Source organism: Spirilliplanes yamanashiensis, from assembly GCF_016863475.1.
GTDB lineage: Bacteria > Actinomycetota > Actinomycetes > Mycobacteriales > Micromonosporaceae > Spirilliplanes > Spirilliplanes yamanashiensis.
This window is the reverse complement of sequence record NZ_BOOY01000032.1, coordinates 34,486-57,500: the sequence shown is the minus strand read 5'-3', so window position 1 is coordinate 57,500 and position 23,015 is coordinate 34,486. Positions and strand designations below refer to the sequence as shown.

General features: G+C 74.8%; 21 protein-coding genes. 9 read left to right on the top strand and 12 right to left on the bottom strand.

Annotated elements, in window-relative coordinates; all coding sequences use genetic code 11:
• Nucleotides 1-101 precede the first annotated feature (101 nt).
• Both Sya03_RS22805 and Sya03_RS22800 read right to left on the bottom strand, forming a co-directional pair.
• The gene (locus tag Sya03_RS22805) at nucleotides 102-1,052 is read right to left on the bottom strand and encodes a pirin family protein (RefSeq protein ID WP_203940419.1); all 951 of its coding nucleotides are present in this window, start codon (nucleotides 1,050-1,052) and stop codon (nucleotides 102-104) included.
• 13 nt (nucleotides 1,053-1,065) lie between these two features.
• Nucleotides 1,066-1,527: a MarR family winged helix-turn-helix transcriptional regulator gene (locus Sya03_RS22800; protein ID WP_203940418.1), complete on the bottom strand. Its 462-nt coding sequence runs from the start codon at nucleotides 1,525-1,527 to the stop codon at nucleotides 1,066-1,068.
• 59 nt (nucleotides 1,528-1,586) lie between these two features.
• Here Sya03_RS22800 and Sya03_RS22795 point away from each other — a divergent pair, with 59 nt between their 5' ends.
• Nucleotides 1,587-2,507: an aminoglycoside phosphotransferase family protein gene (locus Sya03_RS22795; RefSeq protein WP_203940417.1), complete on the top strand. Its 921-nt coding sequence runs from the start codon at nucleotides 1,587-1,589 to the stop codon at nucleotides 2,505-2,507.
• Here the strand turns inward: Sya03_RS22795 and Sya03_RS22790 are convergent.
• A complete protein-coding gene (locus Sya03_RS22790) occupies nucleotides 2,496-3,188 on the bottom strand; it encodes a copper homeostasis protein CutC (RefSeq protein WP_203940416.1) in 693 nt (230 codons plus the stop codon). The genes Sya03_RS22795 and Sya03_RS22790 overlap by 12 nt on opposite strands.
• A 51-nt stretch (nucleotides 3,189-3,239) precedes the next feature.
• Here Sya03_RS22790 and Sya03_RS22785 point away from each other — a divergent pair, with 51 nt between their 5' ends.
• Nucleotides 3,240-3,617, top strand: a complete 378-nt coding sequence (locus Sya03_RS22785) for a nuclear transport factor 2 family protein (protein ID WP_203940415.1) — start codon at nucleotides 3,240-3,242, stop codon at nucleotides 3,615-3,617.
• Here Sya03_RS22785 and Sya03_RS22780 read toward each other — a convergent pair.
• The 3 genes from Sya03_RS22780 to Sya03_RS22770 all read right to left on the bottom strand — a co-directional run bounded on the left by Sya03_RS22780 (nucleotide 3,614) and on the right by Sya03_RS22770 (nucleotide 4,717).
• Entirely contained in the window at nucleotides 3,614-4,183 is a 570-nt protein-coding gene (locus Sya03_RS22780; protein WP_203940414.1) for a Clp protease N-terminal domain-containing protein, read from the bottom strand. The genes Sya03_RS22785 and Sya03_RS22780 overlap by 4 nt on opposite strands.
• Nucleotides 4,183-4,419 carry a helix-turn-helix domain-containing protein gene (locus Sya03_RS22775; protein WP_203940413.1) on the bottom strand — a complete coding sequence of 79 codons (237 nt, stop codon included), beginning with the start codon at nucleotides 4,417-4,419 and terminating at the stop codon, nucleotides 4,183-4,185. Before Sya03_RS22775 ends, Sya03_RS22780 begins: the two co-directional genes overlap by 1 nt.
• Nucleotides 4,420-4,498: 79 nt before the next feature.
• Entirely contained in the window at nucleotides 4,499-4,717 is a 219-nt protein-coding gene (locus Sya03_RS22770; RefSeq protein WP_203940412.1) for a DUF3072 domain-containing protein, read from the bottom strand.
• Between the two features lie 82 nt (nucleotides 4,718-4,799).
• Here Sya03_RS22770 and ybiA point away from each other — a divergent pair, with 82 nt between their 5' ends.
• On the top strand, nucleotides 4,800-5,393 hold the full coding sequence (gene ybiA, locus Sya03_RS22765; protein ID WP_370872063.1) for a riboflavin biosynthesis intermediates N-glycosidase: 594 nt from the start codon (nucleotides 4,800-4,802) through the stop codon (nucleotides 5,391-5,393).
• Here the strand turns inward: ybiA and Sya03_RS22760 are convergent.
• Nucleotides 5,314-6,591 carry a cation:proton antiporter domain-containing protein gene (locus tag Sya03_RS22760; RefSeq protein WP_203940411.1) on the bottom strand — a complete coding sequence of 426 codons (1,278 nt, stop codon included), beginning with the start codon at nucleotides 6,589-6,591 and terminating at the stop codon, nucleotides 5,314-5,316. The two genes, ybiA and Sya03_RS22760, sit on opposite strands and share 80 nt — an antisense overlap.
• Before the next feature lie 99 nt (nucleotides 6,592-6,690).
• On the opposite strand from Sya03_RS22760, the gene Sya03_RS22755 reads away from it, so the two are divergent.
• Nucleotides 6,691-6,915 carry an SDR family NAD(P)-dependent oxidoreductase gene (locus Sya03_RS22755; RefSeq protein ID WP_203940410.1) on the top strand — a complete coding sequence of 75 codons (225 nt, stop codon included), beginning with the start codon at nucleotides 6,691-6,693 and terminating at the stop codon, nucleotides 6,913-6,915.
• 39 nt (nucleotides 6,916-6,954) lie between these two features.
• Here Sya03_RS22755 and Sya03_RS22750 read toward each other — a convergent pair whose 3' ends face one another.
• Together Sya03_RS22750 and Sya03_RS22745 are read right to left on the bottom strand one after the other, a co-directional pair.
• Entirely contained in the window at nucleotides 6,955-7,413 is a 459-nt protein-coding gene (locus tag Sya03_RS22750; RefSeq protein WP_203940409.1) for an SMI1/KNR4 family protein, read from the bottom strand.
• A gap of 17 nt (nucleotides 7,414-7,430) precedes the next feature.
• Nucleotides 7,431-14,321 (bottom strand): RHS repeat-associated core domain-containing protein, encoded by a 6,891-nt coding sequence (locus tag Sya03_RS22745; protein ID WP_203940408.1) that lies wholly within the window; start codon nucleotides 14,319-14,321, stop codon nucleotides 7,431-7,433.
• Between the two features lie 459 nt (nucleotides 14,322-14,780).
• On the opposite strand from Sya03_RS22745, the gene Sya03_RS22740 reads away from it, so the two are divergent.
• The gene (locus tag Sya03_RS22740) at nucleotides 14,781-15,842 is read left to right on the top strand and encodes a Dyp-type peroxidase (RefSeq protein ID WP_203940407.1); all 1,062 of its coding nucleotides are present in this window, start codon (nucleotides 14,781-14,783) and stop codon (nucleotides 15,840-15,842) included.
• 130 nt (nucleotides 15,843-15,972) lie between these two features.
• The gene (locus Sya03_RS22735) at nucleotides 15,973-16,524 is read left to right on the top strand and encodes an SDR family NAD(P)-dependent oxidoreductase (RefSeq protein WP_239107776.1); all 552 of its coding nucleotides are present in this window, start codon (nucleotides 15,973-15,975) and stop codon (nucleotides 16,522-16,524) included.
• Nucleotides 16,525-16,536: 12 nt separating this feature from the next.
• Here the strand turns inward: Sya03_RS22735 and Sya03_RS22730 are convergent, their stop codons facing one another.
• A complete protein-coding gene (locus Sya03_RS22730; RefSeq protein ID WP_203940406.1) occupies nucleotides 16,537-18,678 on the bottom strand; it encodes a SpoIIE family protein phosphatase in 2,142 nt (713 codons plus the stop codon).
• Nucleotides 18,679-19,203: 525 nt separating this feature from the next.
• Between Sya03_RS22730 and Sya03_RS22725 the strand changes: the two genes are divergently transcribed.
• Entirely contained in the window at nucleotides 19,204-21,099 is a 1,896-nt protein-coding gene (locus Sya03_RS22725; RefSeq protein ID WP_203940405.1) for a cellulose binding domain-containing protein, read from the top strand.
• A gap of 34 nt (nucleotides 21,100-21,133) precedes the next feature.
• Here the strand turns inward: Sya03_RS22725 and Sya03_RS22720 are convergent, their stop codons facing one another.
• Nucleotides 21,134-21,487 (bottom strand): DUF6401 family natural product biosynthesis protein, encoded by a 354-nt coding sequence (locus tag Sya03_RS22720; RefSeq protein ID WP_203940404.1) that lies wholly within the window; start codon nucleotides 21,485-21,487, stop codon nucleotides 21,134-21,136.
• A gap of 103 nt (nucleotides 21,488-21,590) precedes the next feature.
• On the opposite strand from Sya03_RS22720, the gene Sya03_RS22715 reads away from it, so the two are divergent.
• On the top strand, nucleotides 21,591-22,028 hold the full coding sequence (locus Sya03_RS22715; RefSeq protein ID WP_370872062.1) for a hypothetical protein: 438 nt from the start codon (nucleotides 21,591-21,593) through the stop codon (nucleotides 22,026-22,028).
• Between the two features lie 13 nt (nucleotides 22,029-22,041).
• On the opposite strand, the gene Sya03_RS22710 is transcribed toward Sya03_RS22715, so the two are convergent.
• Nucleotides 22,042-22,263, bottom strand: coding sequence for a hypothetical protein (locus Sya03_RS22710; protein WP_203940402.1), 222 nt, complete (start codon nucleotides 22,261-22,263; stop codon nucleotides 22,042-22,044).
• 67 nt (nucleotides 22,264-22,330) lie between these two features.
• Here Sya03_RS22710 and Sya03_RS22705 point away from each other — a divergent pair, with 67 nt between their 5' ends.
• Nucleotides 22,331-23,002, top strand: a complete 672-nt coding sequence (locus Sya03_RS22705; RefSeq protein WP_203940401.1) for a toast rack family protein — start codon at nucleotides 22,331-22,333, stop codon at nucleotides 23,000-23,002.
• Nucleotides 23,003-23,015 lie beyond the last annotated feature (13 nt).

Genomic DNA, 23,015 nt, shown 5'->3' with positions numbered 1-23,015 from the left:
GCGTCCGCCGACCGTGGCCTGCTGATCGCCGTCCTGCTGATGGTGCTGGCGGGCGTGGCGGGCATGTTCATGATCTAGCCCACGTCCGAGCCCGCGCCGGCTCAGTCGGTGTGCGGGAGCCGCCCGGCGGGAATGACGCCCAGCCGGCCCTTCTGGAAGTCCTCGAACGCCTGCATCAGCTCCGCGCGGGTGTTCATGACGAAGGGGCCGTAGTGGGCGACGGGCTCGCGAATCGGCTGGCCGCCCATGACGAACAGGTCGAGGGTGTCGGTCGCGTCGACCCGGATCGCCTCGCCGGGCCCGTGCACGGCGAGCTGGCCCTGCTGGATCGGCCGCCGCTCGGCGCCGACGGTGCCGCGGCCGCTGAGCGTGTAGACCAGCGCGTTGAAGGCGGAGTTCCACGGCAGGTCGAGCCGGGCGCCCGGCTGCAGCGTGATGTGCGTGATCGTGATGGGCGTGTGGGTGGTGCCCGGCCCGGCGTGCCCCGCGACCTCGCCGGCGATGACGCGGATGAGGCCGCCGCCGTCGGGCGTGGTCAGCAGGGCGGCCGCGCGCCCGCGGATGTCCTGGTACTTCGGGGCGATCATCTTGGCGACCCGGGGCAGGTTGACCCACAGCTGCAGGCCGTGGAACAGCCCGCCACTGGTGACCAGGTGCTCCGGCGGCGCCTCGATGTGCAGCAGCCCGCTGCCGGCGGTCATCCACTGGGTGTCGCCGTCGGTGATGCTGCCGCCGCCGCCGTGGGTGTCCTGGTGGTCCATGATCCCGTCGATCATGTAGGTGACGGTCTCGAAGCCGCGGTGCGGGTGCCACGGCGTGCCCTTGGGCTCGCCCGGCGCGTAGTCGACCTCGCCCATCTGGTCGAGGTGGATGAACGGGTCGAGCTCGGGCACGGGCACGCCGGCGAAGGCGCGCCGGACGGGGAAGCCCTCGCCCTCGTAGCCGGTGGGCGCGGTGGTGAGCCGGCGCACCGCGCGGAACTCGGTGGTGGCCGGGTCGAGCCGCGGCAGGCGCGGCAGCACGAGGACGTCGTCGACGGTGATGGCGGGCATGACGGACCTTCTCTCAGGTGGCCGACGGGGCGCGCAGGCGCGCGCCGAGGCGGGTGAAGACGCGGTCGAGGACGGCGATCTCGGCGTCGTCGAGGTCGTCGACGAGGGTCTGGCGGACGGTGGCGAGGTGCAGCGGGGCCGCGGCGCGCAGGGCGGCGAGGCCCTCGGCGGTGAGCACGGCCTCCTGGCCGCGCCGGTCGCCGGGGCAGTTCTCCTTCGCGACCAGGCCGCGGCGCACCATCGAGCTGATCTGGTAGGTGCACCGGCTCGGCGAGAAGACGAGCCGGCCGGCCAGCTCGCCCATGCGCAGCCGCCGCCCGGACGCCTCGGACAGCACCACGAGCACGTGGTAGTCGGACATGCTCAGCCCGGTCTGCGCCCGCAGGTCGTCCTCCAGCCGGTCGTGCAGCGCCCAGCTGCCCTCGATGAAGGCGCGCCAGGCCCGCTGCTGCGACTCGGTGAGCGGTTCGGCCATGCTCGAACCATACTTCTTTCAAATCTGAAATACCAGGGGGTACGGCTAGAGTCCGGCCGGTGATCTCCGTCCCGCCGCGGCTGCGCGCCCGGGCCGCCGCCGTCTGGGGCGCCGAGGGGGCCCGCTGGGCCGACGCGCTGCCCGCCACCGCGGCCGACGTCGCCGCCCGGTGGCAGCTCACCCTCGGCCCGGCGTACCCGCCGAGCCTCAACTGGGTCGCCCGGGCCCGGCGCGCCGACGGCACCCCCGCCGTGCTCAAGCTCGGCGTACCGTCCGCCGGGCACCTCGCCGGGGAGGCCGCGGCTCTCGCCGCCTGGGCCGGCCGCGGCGCGGTGCGGCTGCTCGCCCGCGACGACGAGCGCGGCGCGCTGCTGCTGGAACGCGCCGAGCCCGGCGGCACGGCCGCGGCGCTGGTCCCGGCCGACGACGACGCCGCCACCGACGCCCTGATCGCGGCGATCCGCCGGCTGCACCGGCCCGCGCCGCCCGGCGTGGCGCTGCCGGAGCTGGCCGCGCGGCGCGGCGCGTTCGCCGCGAACCTGCGCGAGTGGCCCGGCAGCGTGCCCGTGCCGCTGGTCCGCCGCGCCGACGCGCTGTTCGGCGAGCTGGTCGCGGCGCCCACCGGACGGGTCGTGCTGCACGGCGACCTGCACCACGACAACCTGCTGCGCGCCGGCCGCGAGCCGTGGCTGGCCATCGACCCGCACGGCCTCGTCGGCGACCCGTCGTACGAGCCGGCGGCCCTGCTGTACAACCCGCTCGGCGCCGCGGCCGGCGCCGTCGGCGCCGTCGACGCCGTCGCCCTGCTGCCCCGGCGGATCGAGCGGCTGGCCGCCGGGCTGGGCGCCGACCGCGACCGGGTCGTCGCCTGGGGCTTCGTGCAGGCGGTGCTGTCGGAGGTGTGGACGGCCGACACCGGCGGCCCGCCGGACGGGCGCCCGCTCGCCGTCGCTGAGGCGCTGCTGCCGCTACTGCGCTGAGGCGGCCGAGGTGATCGCCGCGCGCCAGCCCCGGACCAGCGCCGCGTCCACGGGCGCCGACCAGTCCCCGCCCGGCCGGGCCGCGCCGCCGGTGTGGAACGCGTCCACGCCGCCCGCGCGCAGCGGCCCGACGTGCTCCTCGCGCAGCCCGCCGCCCACCAGCACCCGCACCCCGTGGCGCTCGGCCACGTCGGCGAGCAGCACGCCGACGCCGTCGCCGACCCCGCCCGGGCAGCCGGACGTCAGCACGCAGTCCAGCCCCGGCAGGCCGCGCAGCGCCGCCCAGGCCGCCGAGCGGTCGGCCGCGTGGTCGATGGCCCGGTGGAACGTCCACGGGCTGCCGTCCAGGACCTCCAGCACGGCCGTCACCGCGGCGACGTCCACCGCGCCGGCCGGGTCGAGGAAGCCGAGCACGAACTCGTCCGCGCCCGCGTCGCGCAGGTCGCGGGCCGTGCGGCGCAGCGCGTCCACGTCGCCCGCCGCGAAGCCGTCGTCGGCGCGCACCATCGTGCGGATCGGCAGGCTCGTCGCCGCGCGGACCGCGGCCACCGTGCCGGGCGACGGGCTGAGCCCCGCCCGGGCCATGTCGCTGACCAGCTCGATGCGGTCGGCGCCGCCCTCCTGCGCCTGCCGCGCGTCCTCGGCGTCGAGCGCGATGACTTCCAGGAGGACCGGTTCCATGGTCGACATGGTCGCATCCGTGCCCGGGGGCGCGCTTGGTACGGTCCCGGGATGGAGGCGGAGGACTCACTGCGCGAGGCCGAGCGCCGGTTGCAGGCGGCCCAGCTGGCGGGGGACACCGCCGAGCTGGACCGGCTGCTCGACGACCGGCTCATCTTCACCGGCGGGCCGGACGGGGGCACCTACTCCAAGGCCGACGACCTGGCCAACCACCGCTCGCGGCGGCAGGCGATGACCCGCGTCGACGAGGAGGAGCTGACGGTGCTCGTCGCCGGCGACGCCGGGGTGACGTGGTTCCTCGGCACCCTGGAGGGCACGTTCGACGGCGTGCCGTTCGCGGCCCGGCTGCGCTACACCCGCACCTGGCTGCGCGACGGCGTGGGCGACTGGCGGATCGTCGCCGCCCACGCCAGCCCCGCCGCGGGCTAGGCGGCCCGGGCCGACAGGGCGCGTTCCAGCTCGCCGCGCACGACCGCGGGTTCGACGCCGGCGTCGGCCATGATCAGGGCGGCCAGGCCGCCGTCCTCGCGCAGCACGCCGAGCATGATGTGCTCCGGGGCGATGAAGTTCTGCTTGAGCCGGATCGCCTCGCGCAGCGACAGCTCCAGCACCTTCTTCGCCCGCGGCGTGAACGGCACGTGCCCGGACGCCCGCCGCCACCAGCTCTTCTTCGGCGCCGGGCGGGGCAGGTGCAAGGCGCCCACGCCGAAGTTCTCCTCGATGGCGCGGCGCACCTGGTCGAGGTCGATGCCGATGGCGCGCAGGGCGGCCGCGTCGGCCTCGTCGCGGTCGGGCTGCACGTCGGGGGTCACCCGCACCCGGTCGCGCACCTCGGCGCGTACCCGTTCGTAGGTGAGCCCGGGCACGGCGAGCCCGGAGCCGAGCAGCGCGAGCAGCAGGTGCTCGGTGCCGATGTGCCCGTGGTCGAGCGAGCGCGCCTCCGTCTGGGCGCGCACGACGGCGTCGCGGGCCGCCTGGGTGAATCGTTCGAACATCACGCCTCCCGGGGATCCTGCGCCGGCACCCGGCCGGCGTGCTTCTTGTGGACGCCCTGGCGGGTCACCTCGAGCGCGTCCGCGATCTCCTGCCATGACCAGCCCTGCCGGCGCGCGTTCGCCACCTGGAGGTTCTCCAGGCCCTCGAGCAGGCGGCGCAGCGCCACGACGGCGCGCAGCCCGACTCGGGGATCGGCGCTGCCGGCGGCGGCTGCCAGGTCCGTTGCCTCGGTCATGACTGTCAACTTACGTTGACGGGGGCGGCGCTGTCAACCATAGTTGACGGCACCGCCCCCTCCCGGGAGTGCGCGAACGTCAGCGGCCGCGGCCGGTGCGCTCCTGCAGCTCGTCGATCGCGCGCGAGGCGTCCGCCTTGGACAGGTCCGCCGGCACCTCCTCGTGCGCCTCCTCGGCCAGCGTCTGCAGGTACGAGCGCTGCGCGCCGGTCGCCGGCTCGTCGCCGGTCACCCAGTCCTCCGGGTCCTTGACGGTGTTCGAACCCGGGTCCTGCTCCTGCTTCACGTTGTCGCTCATCGCGGCACCCCTCCATCGATCATGTCGAACGGATGTTCCAATACCCTGGCGCGTCCGGCCCAATCCTTGGCAGGCTGCCCCCGTGACGAACGACGCGCTGGCCGCCCGCACCGCCGAGGAGCTGTGCGCCGCCGTGACCCGCGGCGCGCGCATGAAGTACCTCGCCTTCTGGGGCCACCGCCCCCGCTACCCCGGCGAGGTCGGGCCGTCCTGCCTCAGCCAGTGGTACGAGGCGCCGTTCGAGGCCGGCGGCGTGCGCTACCCCACCGCCGAGCACTACATGATGGCCGGCAAGGCCCGGCTGTTCGGCGACCACGCCGTCGCCGAGCAGGTGCTCGCCGCGCCCAGCCCCGGCGCCGCCAAGGACCTCGGCCGCCGGGTCGCCCGGTTCGACGAGGACACCTGGGTACGGCACCGCTTCGCGCTCGTCGTCGCCGGCAGCGAGGCGAAGTTCGGCGCGCACCCCGAGCTGCTCGGCTACCTGCTCGGCACCAGCGGCCGGGTCCTCGTCGAGGCGAGCCCGCTCGACCGCGTCTGGGGCATCGGCCTGGCCGCCGACGACCGGCGCACCGCCGACCCGCGGCAGTGGCGCGGGCTCAACCTGCTGGGGTTCGCACTGATGGAGGCGCGGACCCGGCTGTCGAGCGCTCGTGCGCCCGGTCCAGCATCCGCATGACCGGCGTCGCCGCCACCCCGTGCAGCACCACCGAGACCACCACCACCAGGCCCGCCGTCGCCCACACCAGGTCCGCGCGCGGGAACTCGGCGTGGCTCACCGCGTACGCGATGTAGTAGAACGTGCCGATCCCGCGGATGCCGAACGCGCCGATCACCCAGTGCTCCGCGCGGTGCCCCGGCGACCCCAGCAGCGACAGCCGGCCCACCAGCGGCCGCACCACGAACACCAGCGCCAGCGCCACCGCCACGGCGCCCCACGTCAGCGGCGCGAGCAGTCCGTCGATCAGCGCGCCGCCGAACAGCAGCAGCAACAGCATCGTCAGCAGCCGCTCGATCTGCTCGGCGAAGTCGTGCAGCACCTGGTGGTAGTCGTGGGACCGCTCCGCGCGGCGGATCGCCCGCGCGGCGATGAACACGGCCAGGAAGCCGTAGCCGCCCGCCACCTCGACGACCCCGTACGCCAGGAACGTCGCGGCGACCGCCAGGAACCCCTCCGAGTGCCGCGCCAGCCGCAGCGCGTCGTTGCGGGACCGGAAGAACAGCCGGCCGAGCAGCTTGCCGATGACGATGCCGCCCACCACGCCCACGACGCCCTTGATCAGCACGTCCTGAAGGACCCAGTCGCCGAACCAGCCCATGCCGGCGGTCGCCGCCATCGCGACCGCCGCGTAGACGAACGGGAACGCCAGCCCGTCGTTGAGGCCCGCCTCCGAGGTCAGCGCGAAGCGCACCTCGTCCTCCGAGTCCTCGTCGTCGGTCGGCTCGCCCACCTGCACGTCGGCGGCCAGCACCGGGTCGGTCGGGGCCAGGGCGGCGCCCAGCAGCAGCGCCGCCGCCGGCACCAGCCCGCCCCACCACCAGCCCAGCAGCGCCACCGCGGCGATCGTCGCCGGCATCGCGATCAGCAGCAGCCGCCACGTCGACATCCACCGCTGCCAGCCCAGCGGCCGGTCGATCTTCAGGCCCGCGCCCATCAGCGCCACGATCACGCCCGCCTCGGTGAGGTGCTCGGTGATCTTCGGGTGCGCCAGCGGGTCGACCGTGGGCAGGCCCAGCGGCAGCGCGAACACCAGCACGCCCAGCCCGAGGAACGCGATCGGCAGCGACAGCGGCCGCCGTTCCACCAGCCGCGGCAGGATCCCGGCGAGCAGGGCACCGACGCCGATCAGGGCGAAGATGACGTCGGACAACTGCATGCGGGGCCTCCGGGCGTTGAAGTCCACCTCTTCTGCCCCCGCGCGGGCCGCGCCATGCGCGCCGGACTGAGACGTCCCGCACGGGGTACGGCGCACGCCATGACTCCTCAGGACCCCCACCGCCGCGTGGCCGTCGTCACGGGCGCCGAGTCCGGCATCGGCCGGGCGATCGCCGCCGCCCTCGCCCGGGCCGGCTGCGACGTCGGCATCGCCTGGTACCGCGACGAGCGGCACGCCACCGACACCGCCGGGAGGCTGGGCCAGGGCGCCCAGCCGCACATCGCGGTGGACAACGCGATCGCCATGGCAAGCGAGCAAGGCTGACAGGAGTGCAGGGCGAGAAGCGGGGGCTGCGGTGAGCCGCTACCCCTCGGCCGGTTGCAGCCGGGCGAGGAACTCGCCGAACGAGGCGGCGACCCTGCGCGGCACGCGGTCCTCGTCGATGTAGGCCACAGCCGGCTCGTCCAGCGGTCCGCAGCCGGTGTAGTCGAGCATCACGGTGTCGTGGCCACCCGACGGCGTGTCGCAGATGACCACGCCGATGTCCGGGTAGTCCCACTCGCCGATCAAGTACGGCGATTCGGTCTCGATTCCCTCGGCGCCGCCGATGCCGCGCAGCCGCAGCACCTCAAAATGGTCCGGCGCCCACGACGTCGGGAACGGGGTCGGGTAGCAGCGGCGGGCCAGCCGACCCCCATTCCTGATGCGCAGGGCGGCCACGTACGACCCTGGCAGCCGGACGCCGAGGAGCTGCTCGGCCCGCCGCACCGCGTCGTCGTCCAGTGGCGGGCCGGTGTACGGGTCGTCCTCGTCGGCGAACACGCGGGGTGGCCCTCCGTTCAGTCCCACAGGCTGAAGCCGCCGGTGTGGCCGGTCTTGTCGTGCACCCATTCCTCGATGAGCTGCATGCGGCCCTTCTCCTGGTGATGGTGCCACTTGTAGCCGGCCGGGGTCTTGTCCCAGCCCATCTGCTTGTTCGCGGCGGCCGCGTCGCGGGCGCGGTTGTAGGTGGGCGTGATGAACACGTCGTTCTGCACGTCGGGGTGTCGCCAGCCGGAGAAGTCGGGAAAACCGCTCTGGTCGAACGGCACCTTGGTCCGGTCGTGGTGGCCGCCCGCCAGGTGCCCGTTGCGAATCTTCGTCGGGCCGCAGTTGTGCACCAGGACGTCCGCGGCGCCCGCGACCACGTAGTAGGTGTGGAAGTCCTCGACGGTCAGGTTGTGCACCCGCTCGTTGCGGGTTTCCCGCTCGATCGCGGTGACCTGGACGAACGTGCCGGCCGACGTGCGCAGCCACTGCCCGTTCCGCAGCTCGGCAGCCGTCACCCAGCGGGCCAGGTCCTGCACCCAGAACGGATGGCCGTCCGTGGCCGTCAGCGTGCCGCCCCCGTCGGTGGAGACGTGCACGAGGTTTTTCTCGCCGTCGCCGACGATGACGGTCTGCACGGTGCGGGCCTCCGAGCGCCCGCCGCGCACGTCGTCGTCCGGGGTGGCGAGCACACGGTCGCCCGCCTTGACGTCGGCGATCGGCCGGCGCGTGCCGTCGGCCATCACGACGAGTGTGTCGCCGGTGAAGCTGTTCACCGCGCACGAACCAAGGCCTTTGGTTGCCTTCGCCCCGTCGAGGAACGCGTCGAACCATGCGCCCGCCGCGCCCGCGGCGCAGCCCAGCGCTGCCGCCCCGCCGACGCCGCCCCATCCCCAGTCGACCTTGCGGCCGGACAGCCGTTGGCCCGCCCACTCCATCGCGCCGTCGGTCAGGCCACCGAGCAGGCAGCCGACGAGCAGCGGGTTGTTGCCCGACGGGTCGGTGTAGTTGGTGGGCGAGTTGGCGGCGTACGCGTACAGGTTGCCGCCGCCCGCGAACCCGATCGGGTCCTCGGAGACGAACCGCTGCAGCGCCGGACTGTAGTACCGGGCCCGGTAGTACATCAGGCCGGTGCCGTCGTCCTCCCGCCCGGTGTAGGTGAAGGCGTTGGTGCTTGCGTCGCCGGTGGTGGCCGCCGCCCCGAACGGGTCGTAGGAGTACTGGGTCCTCAGCGCCCCGGCCGCGTCGCCGAGCGCGATCGTCGACCCGGCCAGGTCGGTCAAGTACGCGCGGCCGCCGTCCTCGGAGCGGTGGAACCACCGGTCTGTCCCGCCCGCGAGCAGCGACGTCGCCGCGGCGCCACGCTGCTCGACGGCGGGCTGGCCGCGTTCGGTGAGGAACGTGGTGGCGGCGCCGGCGACCGTCCGGCCGGTCCGTTCACCGGCGGGTCCGTATGTGAAGCCAGCCGTGCCGCCGCCGGTGATGGCGGTGAGCTGGCCGCGGGCGTTCCAGGTGTACGTGCGGGCACCGTCGGTGCGCAGGTTGCCGTCCGCGTCGAAGGCGATGGTCGCGGGGCCGACGGTGCGTAGCCGGTTCCCGTCGTCGTAGGTGGCGGTGCGCGCGGCCGGCAGGGCGACCTTTGCCAGGGAGCCGGTGGTCGAGGCGATCCGCCCGGCGGCGTCGTAACCGTAGGTGAGAGCGCCCTTGGTCGCGCCGTTGTGCTTGTACGTGAGGCCGGTGACGCGACCGATCGTGTCCCGGGCGACGGTCTCGGTCCAGCCGCCCGGCAGCGTCACTGTCGTCAGGTCGCCGCCGGCGTCGTACCCCAGGGTGGTCTGCACCGCGCCGCGGACCACAGCCTCCCGCGCGCCGGCGGCGTCGTACCGGTACTCCACCGCGCCTTGTCCGCCTGCGGTGGCCGTACGAACCTCGCCGGTGGGCCGGTATGTGTAGCTGGTGACACCCTCAGGCTTGGTGATCCGCTCGATCCGGTCGAGCTTGTCGTAGTCGAACGTGGTGACGCCGGCGGCCGCGGTGTCCGAAAGGGTTTTCAGCCGACCGAGATCGTCGTACGTCGGGGTGATCGTGGACTCGGCCGTGTTGCCGACGACGCCGGACGACACCAGCCGCACCCGGTCGAGCAGGTCGTGCTCGACGCGGGTGGTCTTGGCGGTGCGCGAGGTGGCGGTGCTCCACTGTGGTCCGTAATCGCGCCGGACGACGGCGTTGAGCGGGTCGGTCCAGGTCCTCAGTCGGTCGGAGTGGTCGTACGTCCACGAGTTGATCTTGTTGCGTGGGTCGGTGAGACGCTCCAGGTTGCCGTTGGCGTCGTAGTCGAGCTTCGTGACGTTGCCCAGCGGGTCGACGACCTGGCGGACCTGGTTGAGCGCGTCGTAGACCACCCGGGTGACGCTGCCCGCCGGATCGACGACCCGCGACGGCCGACCGAGCGCGTCGACGAACTGGCGGGTCGCGCGTCCCGCGTGGTCGGTGACCGAGGTCAGGTCGCCGTCACGGTAGTGCAGCGTCGTGGTACGGCCGGCCGGGTCGGTGACGGTCTTGAGTTGCCCCTGGCCGGTCCAGGCGTACCGGGTGACGCGCCCCAGCGGGTCCTCCACGGACTTCAGGTCGCCGTCGGCCTCGTACGCGAACGTGGTGACCTTGTCACTCTGGTCGGTGTAGGTCAGCGGCTGGCCAAACGGGCCGCCGTAGCCGTACACGCCGCTACGGGCGGCGTCGGCGGTGCCGGCCAGCGCCGTCGCTTGACGAAGGTTGCCGTCGTCGTCGTAGGTGTAGGTCGTCCTGCGCCCGCCGTGGTCGGTGACCGCGGTGACGACGTTCTGCCCGTTGCGCTCGTACGTCGTAGTCTGCGCCAGCGGGGAGCCGTACGCCTGCGTGTCGGTGAGCACCGCACCGACCGCGTTGAACGTCACCCGGCGCACCGCCGTGTTTGGCTGAGTCACCTCGGTCGCCGTGATCCGGCCGTTCGCACCGATGGTGTAGCGGAACTCGTAGACCTGACCGTCGGTGAGGATCTGCTTGCGGACCCGGCCGCCGTCGTCGAACTCGTTCGTCAGGTAGGTGACGCCCCGTGCGTCCGTGGCGCTCCGCAGCCGCCCGGCGGCGTCGTAGGTGTAGCTGAGCGAGCGGGTCCCCGGTCCGGCCACCGACGCGAGGCGGCCGGTGGCGTCGTAGCCGTACGTGACGACCCGGCCACCCGAGTCCCGCGCCGTTGTGATCCGGCCCGCCTCGTCGTGGGTGAAGGACAGCCACTTGCCGTTCGATGAGCGGACGTCGGCGACGTTGAGGTTCGGGCCGCGGGTGATGGTGGTCCGGTTGCCGTGCCGGTCCTCGATGGCCGACACCGCGTTCGGGCCCCACGGGAAGAACAGCTTCGTGCCGTCGCGGCGGGTCAGCTTCCAGCCGGGACCGCCGAAGCAGGTGTCGGACAGGCATTGCAGGACAGCGCCGCGCCACTCCCCGGCCACCGCGTCCGCGGCGAAGGCAACACCCGCCCAAGCTGTGCCGGGCGTCGTCCGGGCGAAGTGGACCTTTTTGCCGCCGGGAAGGTACAGGTCGACGCTGGCCGCGTTGTTCGTCGCGCTGCGCAGGAAGATGTGGTACTGGCTGGACTGGCCGACGCCGAACTCCCGCGGCCGCGTGTCGCCCTGGAAATAGTTGCGGGTGACCGCCAGGGGCGTGACATCGGGCACGGTCAGGTCGGTGTGCGAGTCGACCATCATGCCGGTGGACAGATCAACGGGGTCACCCGACAGCCATTCGGCCAGGTCGTCGAAGATGCCCAGATCCCAGCCGCCGAGATTGACGTCCTTGAACGCGCTGAACATCTGGAACGACCAGATCCTCGACGCGCCGTCTGGCACGATCTGCCGGCCGTCCTTGCTCACCGTGCCGGTGCCGTAGACGTGCCACCCCGTGCCCTCCGGGTCGTACGACTCGAAGTCGACGACCGCGCCGGGCCGCAGCCCGTGCTGGTTCGGGTAGATGACCTGGGCGCCGTCGGGGAAGACGAAGGTCCCGCCCGGCTGCACGGTGAAATAGACGGGCACCGCCGAGCCGGGCGGAATGGGGAACGGCGCGCGGTCGACCGGGATCGGCGTGATGCCCAGCTCGGTGACGACGTTGCCGGCCGCGTCGCGGACCACCGAGCCGGCCGGGATGCGGATCTCCAGGCCGGGAATCTTCGGCGTGGTCAGGACCGTCTCGGCGGTGGTCGGCGAGGCCAGTTTCACCGTGTGCTGCGTGTCGAGCGCCTGCATCCAGATCGTGTACGGCAGCACAGTGGTGCGGCCGCGGCGCACGTCCGCGCGGACGGTGTAGACACCGAACGTGCGGCTCGCCGGACCGGCGGCGGTGCCGTCGACGGTGAACGTGGTGGCGCCTGCAGGCAGGCCGGTGAGCAGGAACCGTCCGGTGCGGTCCGTCGTCGCCTTCGCGCCGCCGGCGGTGACGGTCACGCCGGCCAGCGGCATGCCATCGATCGTGTACGTGTGCCCGGACAGCGCGGTGGTGCCCTTCTTCGCGCGCAGCGGCCTGGGCGCGGCGACGGCGGGACGGCGGGTCGACCAGTCCTTGCCGAGCAGGTTGTCGCGATCGGGAGTCCAGGTCAGGTCGTCGCCGGCCGGGGGCGGGGCCGGGGTTTGTGGCGCCCGCCGGCTGGCGGGCCTGGCGGCCGGCGTGCTGACGGGAGCGGCGGCGCGGCCCGTCGGCTGCCGGGCGAGCAGGCGCAAGCGCAGCTCGCCGGTCACGCCGTCGTGCGGGTCGAGGATCAGCTGGTGGGTACCGGTCTTGGTGAGGTCCGGCATGGCGACGTCGGTGTCGCGGACCGAGGGGAGGTGGCGCTCGACGCCGTCCGGTTCGATGAGGCGCGCCTGCGTGTAGTCGGTGAGACCGTTGCTGACCACGCCGAGGGTGAACTGCGCGGTCCCCGGCCGGTTGAACGTGAGCCGGGCGTTCTGCCCGCGCCGAGTCACCGCGACGGTGCGCACGGCGCCGCCCACGCTCAGCTCACCGGCGTCGAGCCGGGCCGACAAGATCAGCTGGGCGGTGCCCGTGGCCGCCCTGTCGGACCTGAACAGCACGGTGTGCCGACCGGCCGCGGTCAGGGCCGGAAGGTCGATGTTGCCGTAGGACGTGGCCAGCACGCCGGCGGTGTGCACGCTGGCTCCGGTCGGGCCGAGCACGACGACGCGGGTGTTCGTCGAGAACGTGTTGCCGGTGACACCGATGCTCAGCGCATCACCCTGCGCGGCGTCGAACGTGAAGGCGATGTCCTGGCCGGGGCGGCCGATCGTGGCGGCTGCGGCCTTACCGGTGGTGGTGAGGGCGCCGCCGTCGATCGGCGCCGACAGGGTCACCTTGAGCTGCCCCGTGCCCGCCCGCTGCGGGTTGATGCGCACGGCGTACGTGCCGGTCGCCGACAGCGCTGGCAGCCGGATGCTGTCCGCCGACCGGGCCAGCGTGGTCGAGCTGTAGATGGTCCGGCGTTCCGGATCGGCCGGATCGAACAGGTGGAACTCGACGTTACGGTCGAACTGGTTGTCGGTGACGCCGAGGTTCAGCCGGGCGCCCGAGGCGCCGGTGAACGAGAACACGGCGTCCTGGCCCGCTCGCGTGACGACGAGGTTGACGGCGGTGCCGGTGATCGTGGCGACGCCGGCGTCCACCCGTGCCGACAGCGTCGTGGTGACCGCGCCCATCCCGGCGTACCGGGGATCGAGCACCAGCGTGTACCGGCCGGTGGCCGCCAGCGTCCCGAGGTCGATGCTGTCGTCGGCCTGAATGCCCAGCCTCGAGTCGATCAGCTTGGTGCCGTCTGGCCGCAGAACGGTCGCGTTCCACCCCTCGGTGAGGGTGCTCCCGGTGAGGCCGAGACTCAGCGCCTGCCCGGCCGTGCCGTCGAAGGCCAGCCGCAGGTCCTGGCCCGGCACCGCCAGGCTCGCCGGCACGGCGGCCCCCGTCGTGGTCACGACCCCGGTGACCGGCTCCGAGAGGTGCGCGGTGAGGGCGCCGGTGCGATTCTCGCGCGGCATGACGAGCAGCTGGTACGTCGGTCCCGGCCGTAGTCCGGTCATGTCGATCTGAATGTTGCGCTGCCCGTACTCGGTGCGGCCGGCGCCGGGTACCGGCACGCCGTCCGGGTCGAAGAGCGAGACCTCAACGCCGGCGGCGAATGTGAGGCCGGTCAGGCCGACGCTGGCCATGCCGGAATCGGGAGCGCTGAACAGGACGACGGAGGCGTGCCCGGCGCCGTCGATCCGGACCGGACGCGACGACCCCGGGTATACGCGATCCCAGCTCTCGATGAGGTCTGGATTGACGCCCACCGAGGGCACGAAGAAGTCCGGCCCGGAGAAAGTGCCGTTCGGAGTCTCGACGCGCAGCCGGCCGCTGGTGGTACGCGGGATCCGGATGGTCAGCGACGTCACGCTCGCGGCTGTGACCTCGGTCCGGACGCCGTTGATCGAGACGACGTTGTCGGTGGGCGTCGTGTCGAAACCGAGCCCGGTGACGACCGCCTCCGTGCCGGGCGGCCCGCTGTCCGGTTCGATCCGCGTCACGCTCGGGGCGCCCGGCGTGAGGGTGAAGACCGGCCCGGTGACCGTGCTGGCGCCGACCTGGACGGTGACCGGCCCGGTGCCGCTCATCGCCGGGATGGTGAGGGTGAGGGTCGTCGCCGTCGCCTTCGACACCGGCATCGGCGCTCCGCCGATCTTGACGGTGTTCGCCGCCGGATCGGTGGAGAACCCCGTGCCGTGAACGGTGACTGTCTCACCGCGCCGGGCGGACATCGGCACGACGCTGACGAGGGAGAGCCGCGTCGACGGGTACCGCTCGACCTTGGTGATGTTCCCGGCCGGGTCGTACTCGTAGCGGGCGGTCTCGCCGCCGGTGTGGGTCACGGCGGCCAACCGCCCGGCTGCGTCATACGCATAGTGCGCGGGGGCCGCGACGGCCGCAGGAGTGGGTGCCGGTGCCGGGGCCTGCGCCGGCGCAACCGCCGCCACGGCGGGGCGCTGTGCGGGTGCGGGAGCGGCGGCCGCCGGAGGCGGCGCGCAACCGAGCCCGGCCAGCAGCGCTACGGCGGGCAGCAGGGTCCAGATTCCACGTACGCGTGCCAACGGGACTCCTCGGTCGGGCCTGACGATCGAGGCCGATCGTGGCGACCGTGCCGGCCCGTTGGAAGGGAGATCGACCGAAGCGGCACCATCGGGAGGCAGTCACCGCTCTCGATGACCCATGGGGTGTCGCAGACCGGCCCGGACCTCCGCGCGAAAGGGCGGGATCGCCGCGGCGCGTTGCGGCGGCCGTCCTGGGTGACCAGAATCCGCCTCGCCCAATGTTCGACCTCGGAGCACCCCATGAAGCTGAGCCGTCGCACGGTCGTCGCCGGTGGCGTCGCCGCGGCAGCTGGATGGATGACCAACGGCTGCGCGGCGTCGCCCGCCGGGCGCCGGCCCGAACAGACCGGCCTGCTGGCCGAGCCGCCTGCGCCGCACGCCGTCGTCGCGGCGCTCGACATCGGCGTCACCGGCCGGCAGGCCGTCGCCGACGCGCTGCGCGGCCTCGCCGAGCGGGCCGCGGCCGCGCCCGCCGAGGTGCGCACGATGGTAGGGCTCGGTGCAGGCGTGTTCGAGCGGGCAGGGCTTACCGCCCGGCGGCCCCGGCTGCTCGCGCTCATGCCGTCGTTCCCCGGCGACGTGCTGGACCCGGCCCGCACCCACGGCGACCTACTGATCCAGGTGGAGGCGCCGGACGCCGACGCCGCCGAAAAGGCGTTAGGGGCGACCGTGGGCGACCTGACCGTCCGGTGGCGGATGGCGGGGTTCAGCGATGTCCGGCCCGCCGGCATGGGACGGCCCGTGGCGACGAACCTGTTCGGCTTCACCGAGGGGCACAGCAACCCGCCCACGACCGACGTCGCCCGGGTCGGCTCCGGTCAGGGCGAACCCCTGTGGGCGGTGGGCGGCAGCTACCAGGTGGTGCGGATCATCCGGTTCGCCACGGCGCTGTGGGACAGGGACCCGGTCGAACGGCAGGAACAGATGATCGGGCGGCGCCGCGACGGGCGGTGGCTCGACGGCACGGCGGCGGACGCGGACCCGCTGTTCGCAGCCGACCCGCACGGCCGCCGCACCCCGTTGGACTCGCACGTGCGCCGGGCGAACCCGCGCACCGGACCGCCGCCGCCGATGCTCCGGCGCGGATTCTCCTTCCGAGGAACAGACCGGGCCGGGCGTACCGAGGAGGGCATGTTGTTCATCGCCTTTCAGCGCGACATCCGGGACGGTTTCGAGGCGGTCCAGCACCGGCTGGCCGGCGAACGCCTCGGCCGTTACGTGCTGACCGTCGGCGGCGGATACTTCTTCGTGCCGCCACCCGGCCACGACGGCTGGTGGGGGGACGGCCTCTTCGCCGCCTGACGTCTCATGGGCGCTGTGGCGGGCCCGGCCGGAACGTTGCAGCACTCCGCACCCAGAATCCGTCCCCTCCGCCTGCGATCGGACCGCCTGCGGAAACCTCGTACTGGCGCCTCGACTGGCGCGGGCCGAGGTGCACCACGCCGACCTCAGCCGGCTGCCGGGGGCGGCGCAGGTCGTCGACGAGCTGGCCGACGCGCTCCGCGGCCGCCTCGACGTGCTCGTCAACTGCGCCGGCACCGGCACCGGCACCCCCGCGCTGGACATCGGCTACGACACCTGGCGCGAGGTCCTCGCCGTCGACCTGGACGCGCCGTTCCTGTGCAGCCAGCGCGCCGCCCACCGGATGATCGCCGGCGGCCGCGGCGGCCGGATCGTCAACATCACCAGCGTGCACGAGACCGCCCCGCGCGTCGGCGCGGCGCCCTACCGCGCCGCCAAGGGCGGGCTCGGGCTGCTCACCACCGTGCTGGCGCTGGAGCTCGCCGAGCACGGCATCACCGTCAACGCCGTCGCTCCCGGCGAGATCGCCACGCCCATGACGGGCCAGGAGGACCGGGACCCGCACGGCGAGCGCCGGCCCGGCGTGCCGCTCGGGCGACCCGGCGACGCCCGCGAGGTGGCCGCCGTCGTCGCGTTCCAGGCCGGCTCGCACCTGGACAGCGACGGCTGGCGGCGGCCCTGACCGCGCGCCGGGTCAGGGGAGCAGCAGCTCGAACCACACCGTCGTGCCGCGCACCGTCGGGTCCGTGCCCCAGGCGTCGCTCATCTCCTCGATGAGCCCGAGGCCGCGGCCCCGGCTGCTCAGCGCCTCGGCCCGGGCCCGCACCACGCCGCCGCGGGTGCCGGTGTCCGCCACCGACACCAGCAGCCGCTCCGCGCTCAGGTCGATGTGCACCGTCGCCGCCGTCCCCGCGTGCAGCAGGGCGTTCGTCGTCAGCTCGCTGGCGCACAGCACCGCCGCGCCGATCACCGGCTCCGGCACGCCCCACGAGCGCAGCCGGCTCGTCATCCAGTGCCGCACCCGGCTCGGCGCGGTCGGCTCCGCCGGCGCCGCCATCGTCGCCGACCGGCTCGGCGTCACCGCGTACTCGATCGCCAGGACCGCCACGTCGTCGTCCGTGGCGCCCGCCACCGCCCGCGTCGCCAGCGCGCACAGGCTGCGCGGGTCGCCGCTCGGCGCCGCCGCCACCGTCTCCTGCAGCGCGGCCAGCCCGTCGCTCAGGGCGCGACCCCGGCGCTCGATCACCCCGTCGCTGAACAGCAGCAGCGCGTCGCCCGGGATCAGCCGCACCACCGTCGGGCGCCACCGCCCGCCCACCCCCAGCGGCGGGCCCGGCGGCAGCTCCACCAGGCTCGTCGCGCCCGGCACCGGGCCCGCGGCGTGCCGCACCACCGGCGGCGGGTGCCCCGCGCTGGCCAGGCTCAGCGTGGCGTCCTCCGGGTCCAGCAGGCCGTACACCACCGTCACGAACCGCTCCGTGTTGCGCGCCTCCGCGCCCAGCGACGCCACCAGCCGGTCGAGGCCCGTCAGCACCGCCGACGGCTCCGGGTCCGTCAGCGCCAGCGCCCGCAGCGCCGCCCGCACCTGGCCCATCAGCGCCGCCGCGTGCACGTCGTGGCCCGCCACGTCGCCCAGCGCCACCGCCAGCCGGCCGTCGGTCAGCATGAACGCGTCGTAGAAGTCGCCGCCCGCCGCGTTGCCGTCCACGCCCACGTCGTAGCGGGCCGCGATGCGGAACCGGTCCAGCTCCGGCAGGTGCTCCGGCAGCATGCTGCGCTGCAGCAGCTGCGCCGTGCCGTACTGCGCCTCGAACCGCCGCGCCCGCTCCGCCGCCTGCGCCACCAGCTCCGCGGCGGCGCGCAGCACCGCCCGCTCCGCCGGCCGCCACGTGTGCGCCACCCGGTACCCGATGCCGATCGCGCCGCGCAGCGACGGCGTCACCAGCGGCAGCGCCGCGAACGCGCGTACCCACTGGTCGTGCCGGTCCGTCGCCACCTGGTGCAGCGGGGCGCCGTCGTCGGTGAAGCCCGCCACGCCCGTCGCGGCCGCCTCCGCCAGCGGCGACGGCGAGTTGCCCGGCATCCGCCGCCACACAGGCGGCAGCCGCTCGTCCGCCTCGTCCAGGATCTCGCCGCGCAGCCGCCGCACCGCCCGCCACGACGGGCCGTCGTCCACCACGACCGTCGCGTGGTCGACGTCGAAGGAACTCGTCACGTACGCCAGCGCCACCCGCGCCACGTCGTCCAGGTTCAGCGTCGCCGCCAGCGACGACGCCAGCTCGCCGAGCGTCTGCAGCCGCCGGGTGACCTGCGTCGTCTCCGCCGCCACCGTCAGCACGCCCACGATCGCGCCGTGCCGGTCGCGCACCGCCGACATGCCCTGCGTGAAGAACGCCGTCTCCGACTCGCCGGGCAGCTGCGTCTCCGCCTCCAGGTACGGCCGCCCGGTGCGGAACACCCGCTCCAGCGCCGGCCCCACCCCCGGCTCGCCCCACAGGTCCGCGAAGACCTCCCGCGCGCACCGGCCCAGGGCCTCCGGGTGCCGCGCGCCGAGCAGGTCCGCGTAGGCGTCGTTGTAGACCATCGTCAGGTCGGCCCCGAACGCGAACGCCATCGCCACCGGCGACGCCAGCACCAGGTCGACCGTCGCCCGCACCGCCGGATCCCACCGGTGCGCCGGCCCGAGCGGCGTGCGCTCCCACGCGGCGGCCCGCACCAGCCGCGCCATCTCACCGGCCCCCGCGGCGACCGCCTCGGCGGCGCGCTCGTCCGCCACGACATCCCGCACGGGGACCGCGGACACGATTGCGGGCACAGGGCCGCCGGCTCCGGCCATGACGGCAAGAGTAACCGCACTCGTCCGATCGGACGATCCCAGACCCATACGTACGGCCAATCGGTCGGCTAACGGCCGGTTTGGACTGAACTCGCCGAATGATCATCGCCAGCGCGATGTAGCTGTGTGTAGCTGGACGGTATGAGAAGTGACCTTGTCCCGTGCTCATGACCGGCTCTTATAGTCGCTGCCATGACCGATGACCGGCCTGTCGACAACGCTGCGTCACCAACGCCGCGTCCGCATGACGGCACAGCGGACACCGCCCCCGGGCCCGACCGGCCCGCGCCCGGCACCCCCGCCACCCCGCCGACCCCCACCGCCGCCGACCCCGCACCGCCGCACGTGGTGGGGAAGGGCGAGCTTGCCACGGCCCCGGACGGGACCGGCGAACCACTTACGGCCGCGACCGCCGGCCCCTCCGCCGACTCCTCCGCCGAGCCCTCCGCCGACTCCTCCGCCGGGTCGGAGGCTGCCGCCGGATCCGGTCCTGGCGCGAGTGCAGAGCACTCGGTCTGGACCGAGGTGCCCGCCCGCGTCGACGACGACCTGCGGGACAACCCCTTCGCCGGCCAGCACGTCCTCGACGAGCCCGTGGTGTGGAGCCCCATCGTCTGGAGCCCGCTGGTCGAGACCGTCGCGGCCGAGGCGGAAGCGGACGGCACCGACCTCTCTACCGGCCGCCCACCGGCTGCCGGCACCGATCCGTCCCTCGACGGCACCACCGAACGCCTGCCGGCCGCCGCCCACCCTGCTGCCGCCGGCCACCTGCCCGCCGCCGCGGCCGGCCATCGACCGGCGGCGGCCGACCCGCCGCCGGCCGCCGCCGGCCCCCGGCCGGCCGCCAGGGACTCTCGGCCCGCCGCCGACCCGCTGCCGGTCGCCGGGAACCCTTCGCCTGCCGCCGCCGGCCCTCGGCCGGTCGCCGACCACCGGCAGCCCGCCGCCCCCGGCCACCCCCCGCTCGTCGGGGAGACGGCCACGGTGGACCTCAGCTCCGGCCGGTCGCCGTCGCTGATCGGCGAGGCCGTCACGCACCGCCTGGCCGTCCCGGCCCAGCGGCCGGCGCCGCCGGCCGAGGGCCCGGTCGCCGCCGGCCCGGGGGAGGCGGTCACCCGGCGGCTCGCCGTCCCGGCGGCCCGGCCGCCGTCGGCGGCCACGCACGCCGAGGCCCGCGACGACACCGTCACCCCCGCCGGGCCCCTCCGGGACACCCCGCCGCCCGCGACCCGCCTCGCCGCCTCCGCGGCGGCGAGCCTCGCGGCCGGGGCAGCCGCCGGGGCCCCGCGCCCACGCGCCGTCCTTCTACCCACCGGCCCCGTCGCCGGCCCCCTGTCGGGCCCCGCGCCGAGCCGGGAGGCGGATCCCGCGGCAACGACGGTCCTGCCCGCGACCCCCGACCGGCCCGCGACCGCCGGCAAGGCCGCGACCGCCGACCGGCCCGCGACCCTCGACCGGCCCGCGACCGGCGACAAGGCCGCGACCGCGGACCGCGCCGCGGTCGCCGAGCCGCACGCCGTCGGCGGGCGGGACACCAGCAGTGACACCGTCGAGTTCGCCGTCACCAAGATCGTCGAGCCCGTGGCGCAGCAGCCCACCCGGCAGCAGGCGCGGGAGGCGTCCGGGGCGCTGGCCGCCAGTGCCGCCGCCGACCGGGCCGCGCGGCGGTTGCGGCTGGCGCTGCTGTGCGGGGTGTTCGCGGCGGTGCTGGTGGGGGTCGGGGTGGCGTGGGCCGCGCTGGAGGAGCCGGGGCGGCCGAGCGGGAGTCCGCCGGTCACCGGGTCGCCGAGCATCGCGCCGACGACCGGGCCGCCGTTCAGCACGGGGGCCCGGCCGGGGGCTGTGCCGGTGCAGGGGTCGCCGTCCGGGTCGCCGTCGGGGACGCCGTCGTGGTCGCCGTCGCTGCCGGCCGCGCCGGTGACGAGTGTGCCGGGCGCGCCGCCCGGCGGTGACGGTGGTTCCGGAGGTGCGATCCCGCCGGACCGTACGGACGACCCGCAGGTGTGGCCGCCGTTCCCGCCGCCGGCGGAGCCGCCCGCGCCGCCGCCCGCGCCGCGGCCGGAGGAGCCGGAGATGCCGCAGCAGCCGGTGGCGCCGCCGATGCTGTCGGCGACGCTGACCCGGGAGGCGAACGACGTGCCGCTGGGGCTGACCGGCTACGAGGGCACGGTGCGCATCGACAACCCTGGGTCGCGCGCGGCCGACGGGTGGCGGGTGACGGTGACGCTGCCGGGCGACAACCCGGTGCGGCACGTGCGCGGCGCCAGTGTGCAGCAGGACGGCTCGACGGTCGTGTTCACCCCGGCCGGCGACACCGCGACGGTGCCCGCGTGGGGCTCGGTGACGTTCAGTTTCCGGGTCGGCGGCGTGCTGCCGGGCGACCCGACGGGCTGCACGATCGACGGCCGCCCCTGCGGCTGACGGCACACGCGCCGCGGGGGTGCCGCGGAACGGCTCAGGCGGTGTGCAGGGCGTGGCCGAGCAGGCACACGGCCAGCAGGCGGTGCAGCACCCAGTCGTCGGTCGACCAGTCGATGGCGCCGGACGGGGCGCGCCAGCCGTGCCGGTACGCCGCGTCGCGCACGCCCTCGGCGTACGCGGCCAGCGCGACGACGCTGAGCGGCCGGGCGTCGCCCTCGAGGCTCTCCCGGATCGCCGCGGCGTGCTGGTCGACGGAGGCGAGCAGGGCCGGCATCTTGCGGGCGGTGGACAGTCCGGAATAGCCGATCGAGGCCATCAGCCCGTGCAGGGCGGACAGCGCGGAACGGTTCGCGGCGCGTGCGGCCAGGCCGCCGAAAAGGCCCATCATGGGTGAGAAATTTAGCGGCGCTCGGGTTGCCGCCGGTACGCCCGATCGGTGCAGCTCGGTTGAACCGGGAATGGGAGGCGGGCCGCGGGGTAACCCGCTAGGCGTGACGAACGAGGGACCCGACGAGGCGCACCGGCGGCCGGCCGGACTGGACGACGCGACGGTGCAGGCGCTCGGCAAGCTGAGCGAGGCGCTGGAGACCACCGAGCGGGTGCGCGGCCACCTGTACTCCCTGCACCAGCTCACCGGCCACGCCGACCTGCAGCTGGACGACGCGGTGGAGCTGTTCCGCAAGGCCGGGCACGACGCCGTGGCGGACCGGATCGAGCGCGAGCTGATCGGCCGCAACGTGATCGCGGGGCGGTGGACGTTCCAGATCGTCGAGGACTACGACGACGCGTACTGGTCGGTGTTCCGCGCGATCGAGCGGGATGCCCGGGACGGGCTGGCGGGCGGCCGCCGGCACCTGTACGAGGCGGAGATGAAGGAGCGCCGGCGCACCCACGGCGAGCCGGGCCACGAGGCGCTCCCCGAGGCGTGAGCGGGCGGGGGCGCTACTCCTGCGAGTAGTTCCGCGACCGCACCTCGGCCGGCTGGCGGCGGCGGGCGTCGTCCGCGAGGATGACGGTGGCCACCAGGACGGCGACGACGACGGCGAACAGCCACGAGGCGTCGTCCACGAGGATCGCGGCGACGGGTGCCTGGACGGCGGCGAGCATGAAGCCCAGCCAGGCGAGCCGACGCTGGACCAGAGTGAGGAAACCGGCAGGACGCATCCGGCCAGTTAACCCGTTGAGTCCGTTTTCGCCGTCACCCGTTCGGACGATCTGGCGTTGTCCGACCGTGCCCACTGCGCAGCGTTGCCGCCTCGGGACGGCCCGTCTGACCCGCCGCGGGTGGTTCGGGGCGGCGCTGGCGCTGGCCGCCGCGGGCTGTGACGAGCGGGTTCCGGTGGGTGTCCCGGAGCCGCCGGGGCACGTGGCGCGCGGGCGCGGCGACGGCGGCCGGTTCGCCAAGTTCGAACTGGTGAGCCCGGCGGCCACGGTGACCGTGCGGGCCGCCGACCTCGCGGGCGACCTCTACCGGGTGACCACGCCCGCGGGCGGCGGCGTGCGCCCGGTGGTGGGGTCGCGGGGCGGGCTGGTGCGGGCGGCGCTGCGGCCGACGGGGGCGGCCGGTCCGGACGCCGTGGAGATCACCCTGCACGCCGGCGTGCGGTGGGCGCTGCTGCTGCGGGCGGGGGCGGGGGAGGTGCTGCTCGACCTGGCCGCGGCCGCGCTGACGGGGGTCGCGGTGGTGGGCGGCGCGGGCCGGTTGCGGCTGTTCCTGCCGCGTCCGGCGGCGGTGGCGGGGCGGGTGTGGCTCGCCGCCGGCATCGGCCGGGCCGAGGTGTGGGCGCCGCCGGGGGTGCCGGTCGTCGTCCGCGGCGCGGCCCGGGCCGCGCGCCCCGGCCTGGGCGGTCCCGGGTACGTGGTGGAGGCGCGCAGCGCCCTCGGCGAGCTCCTGCTGCACTGACAGGTGTAAGTGC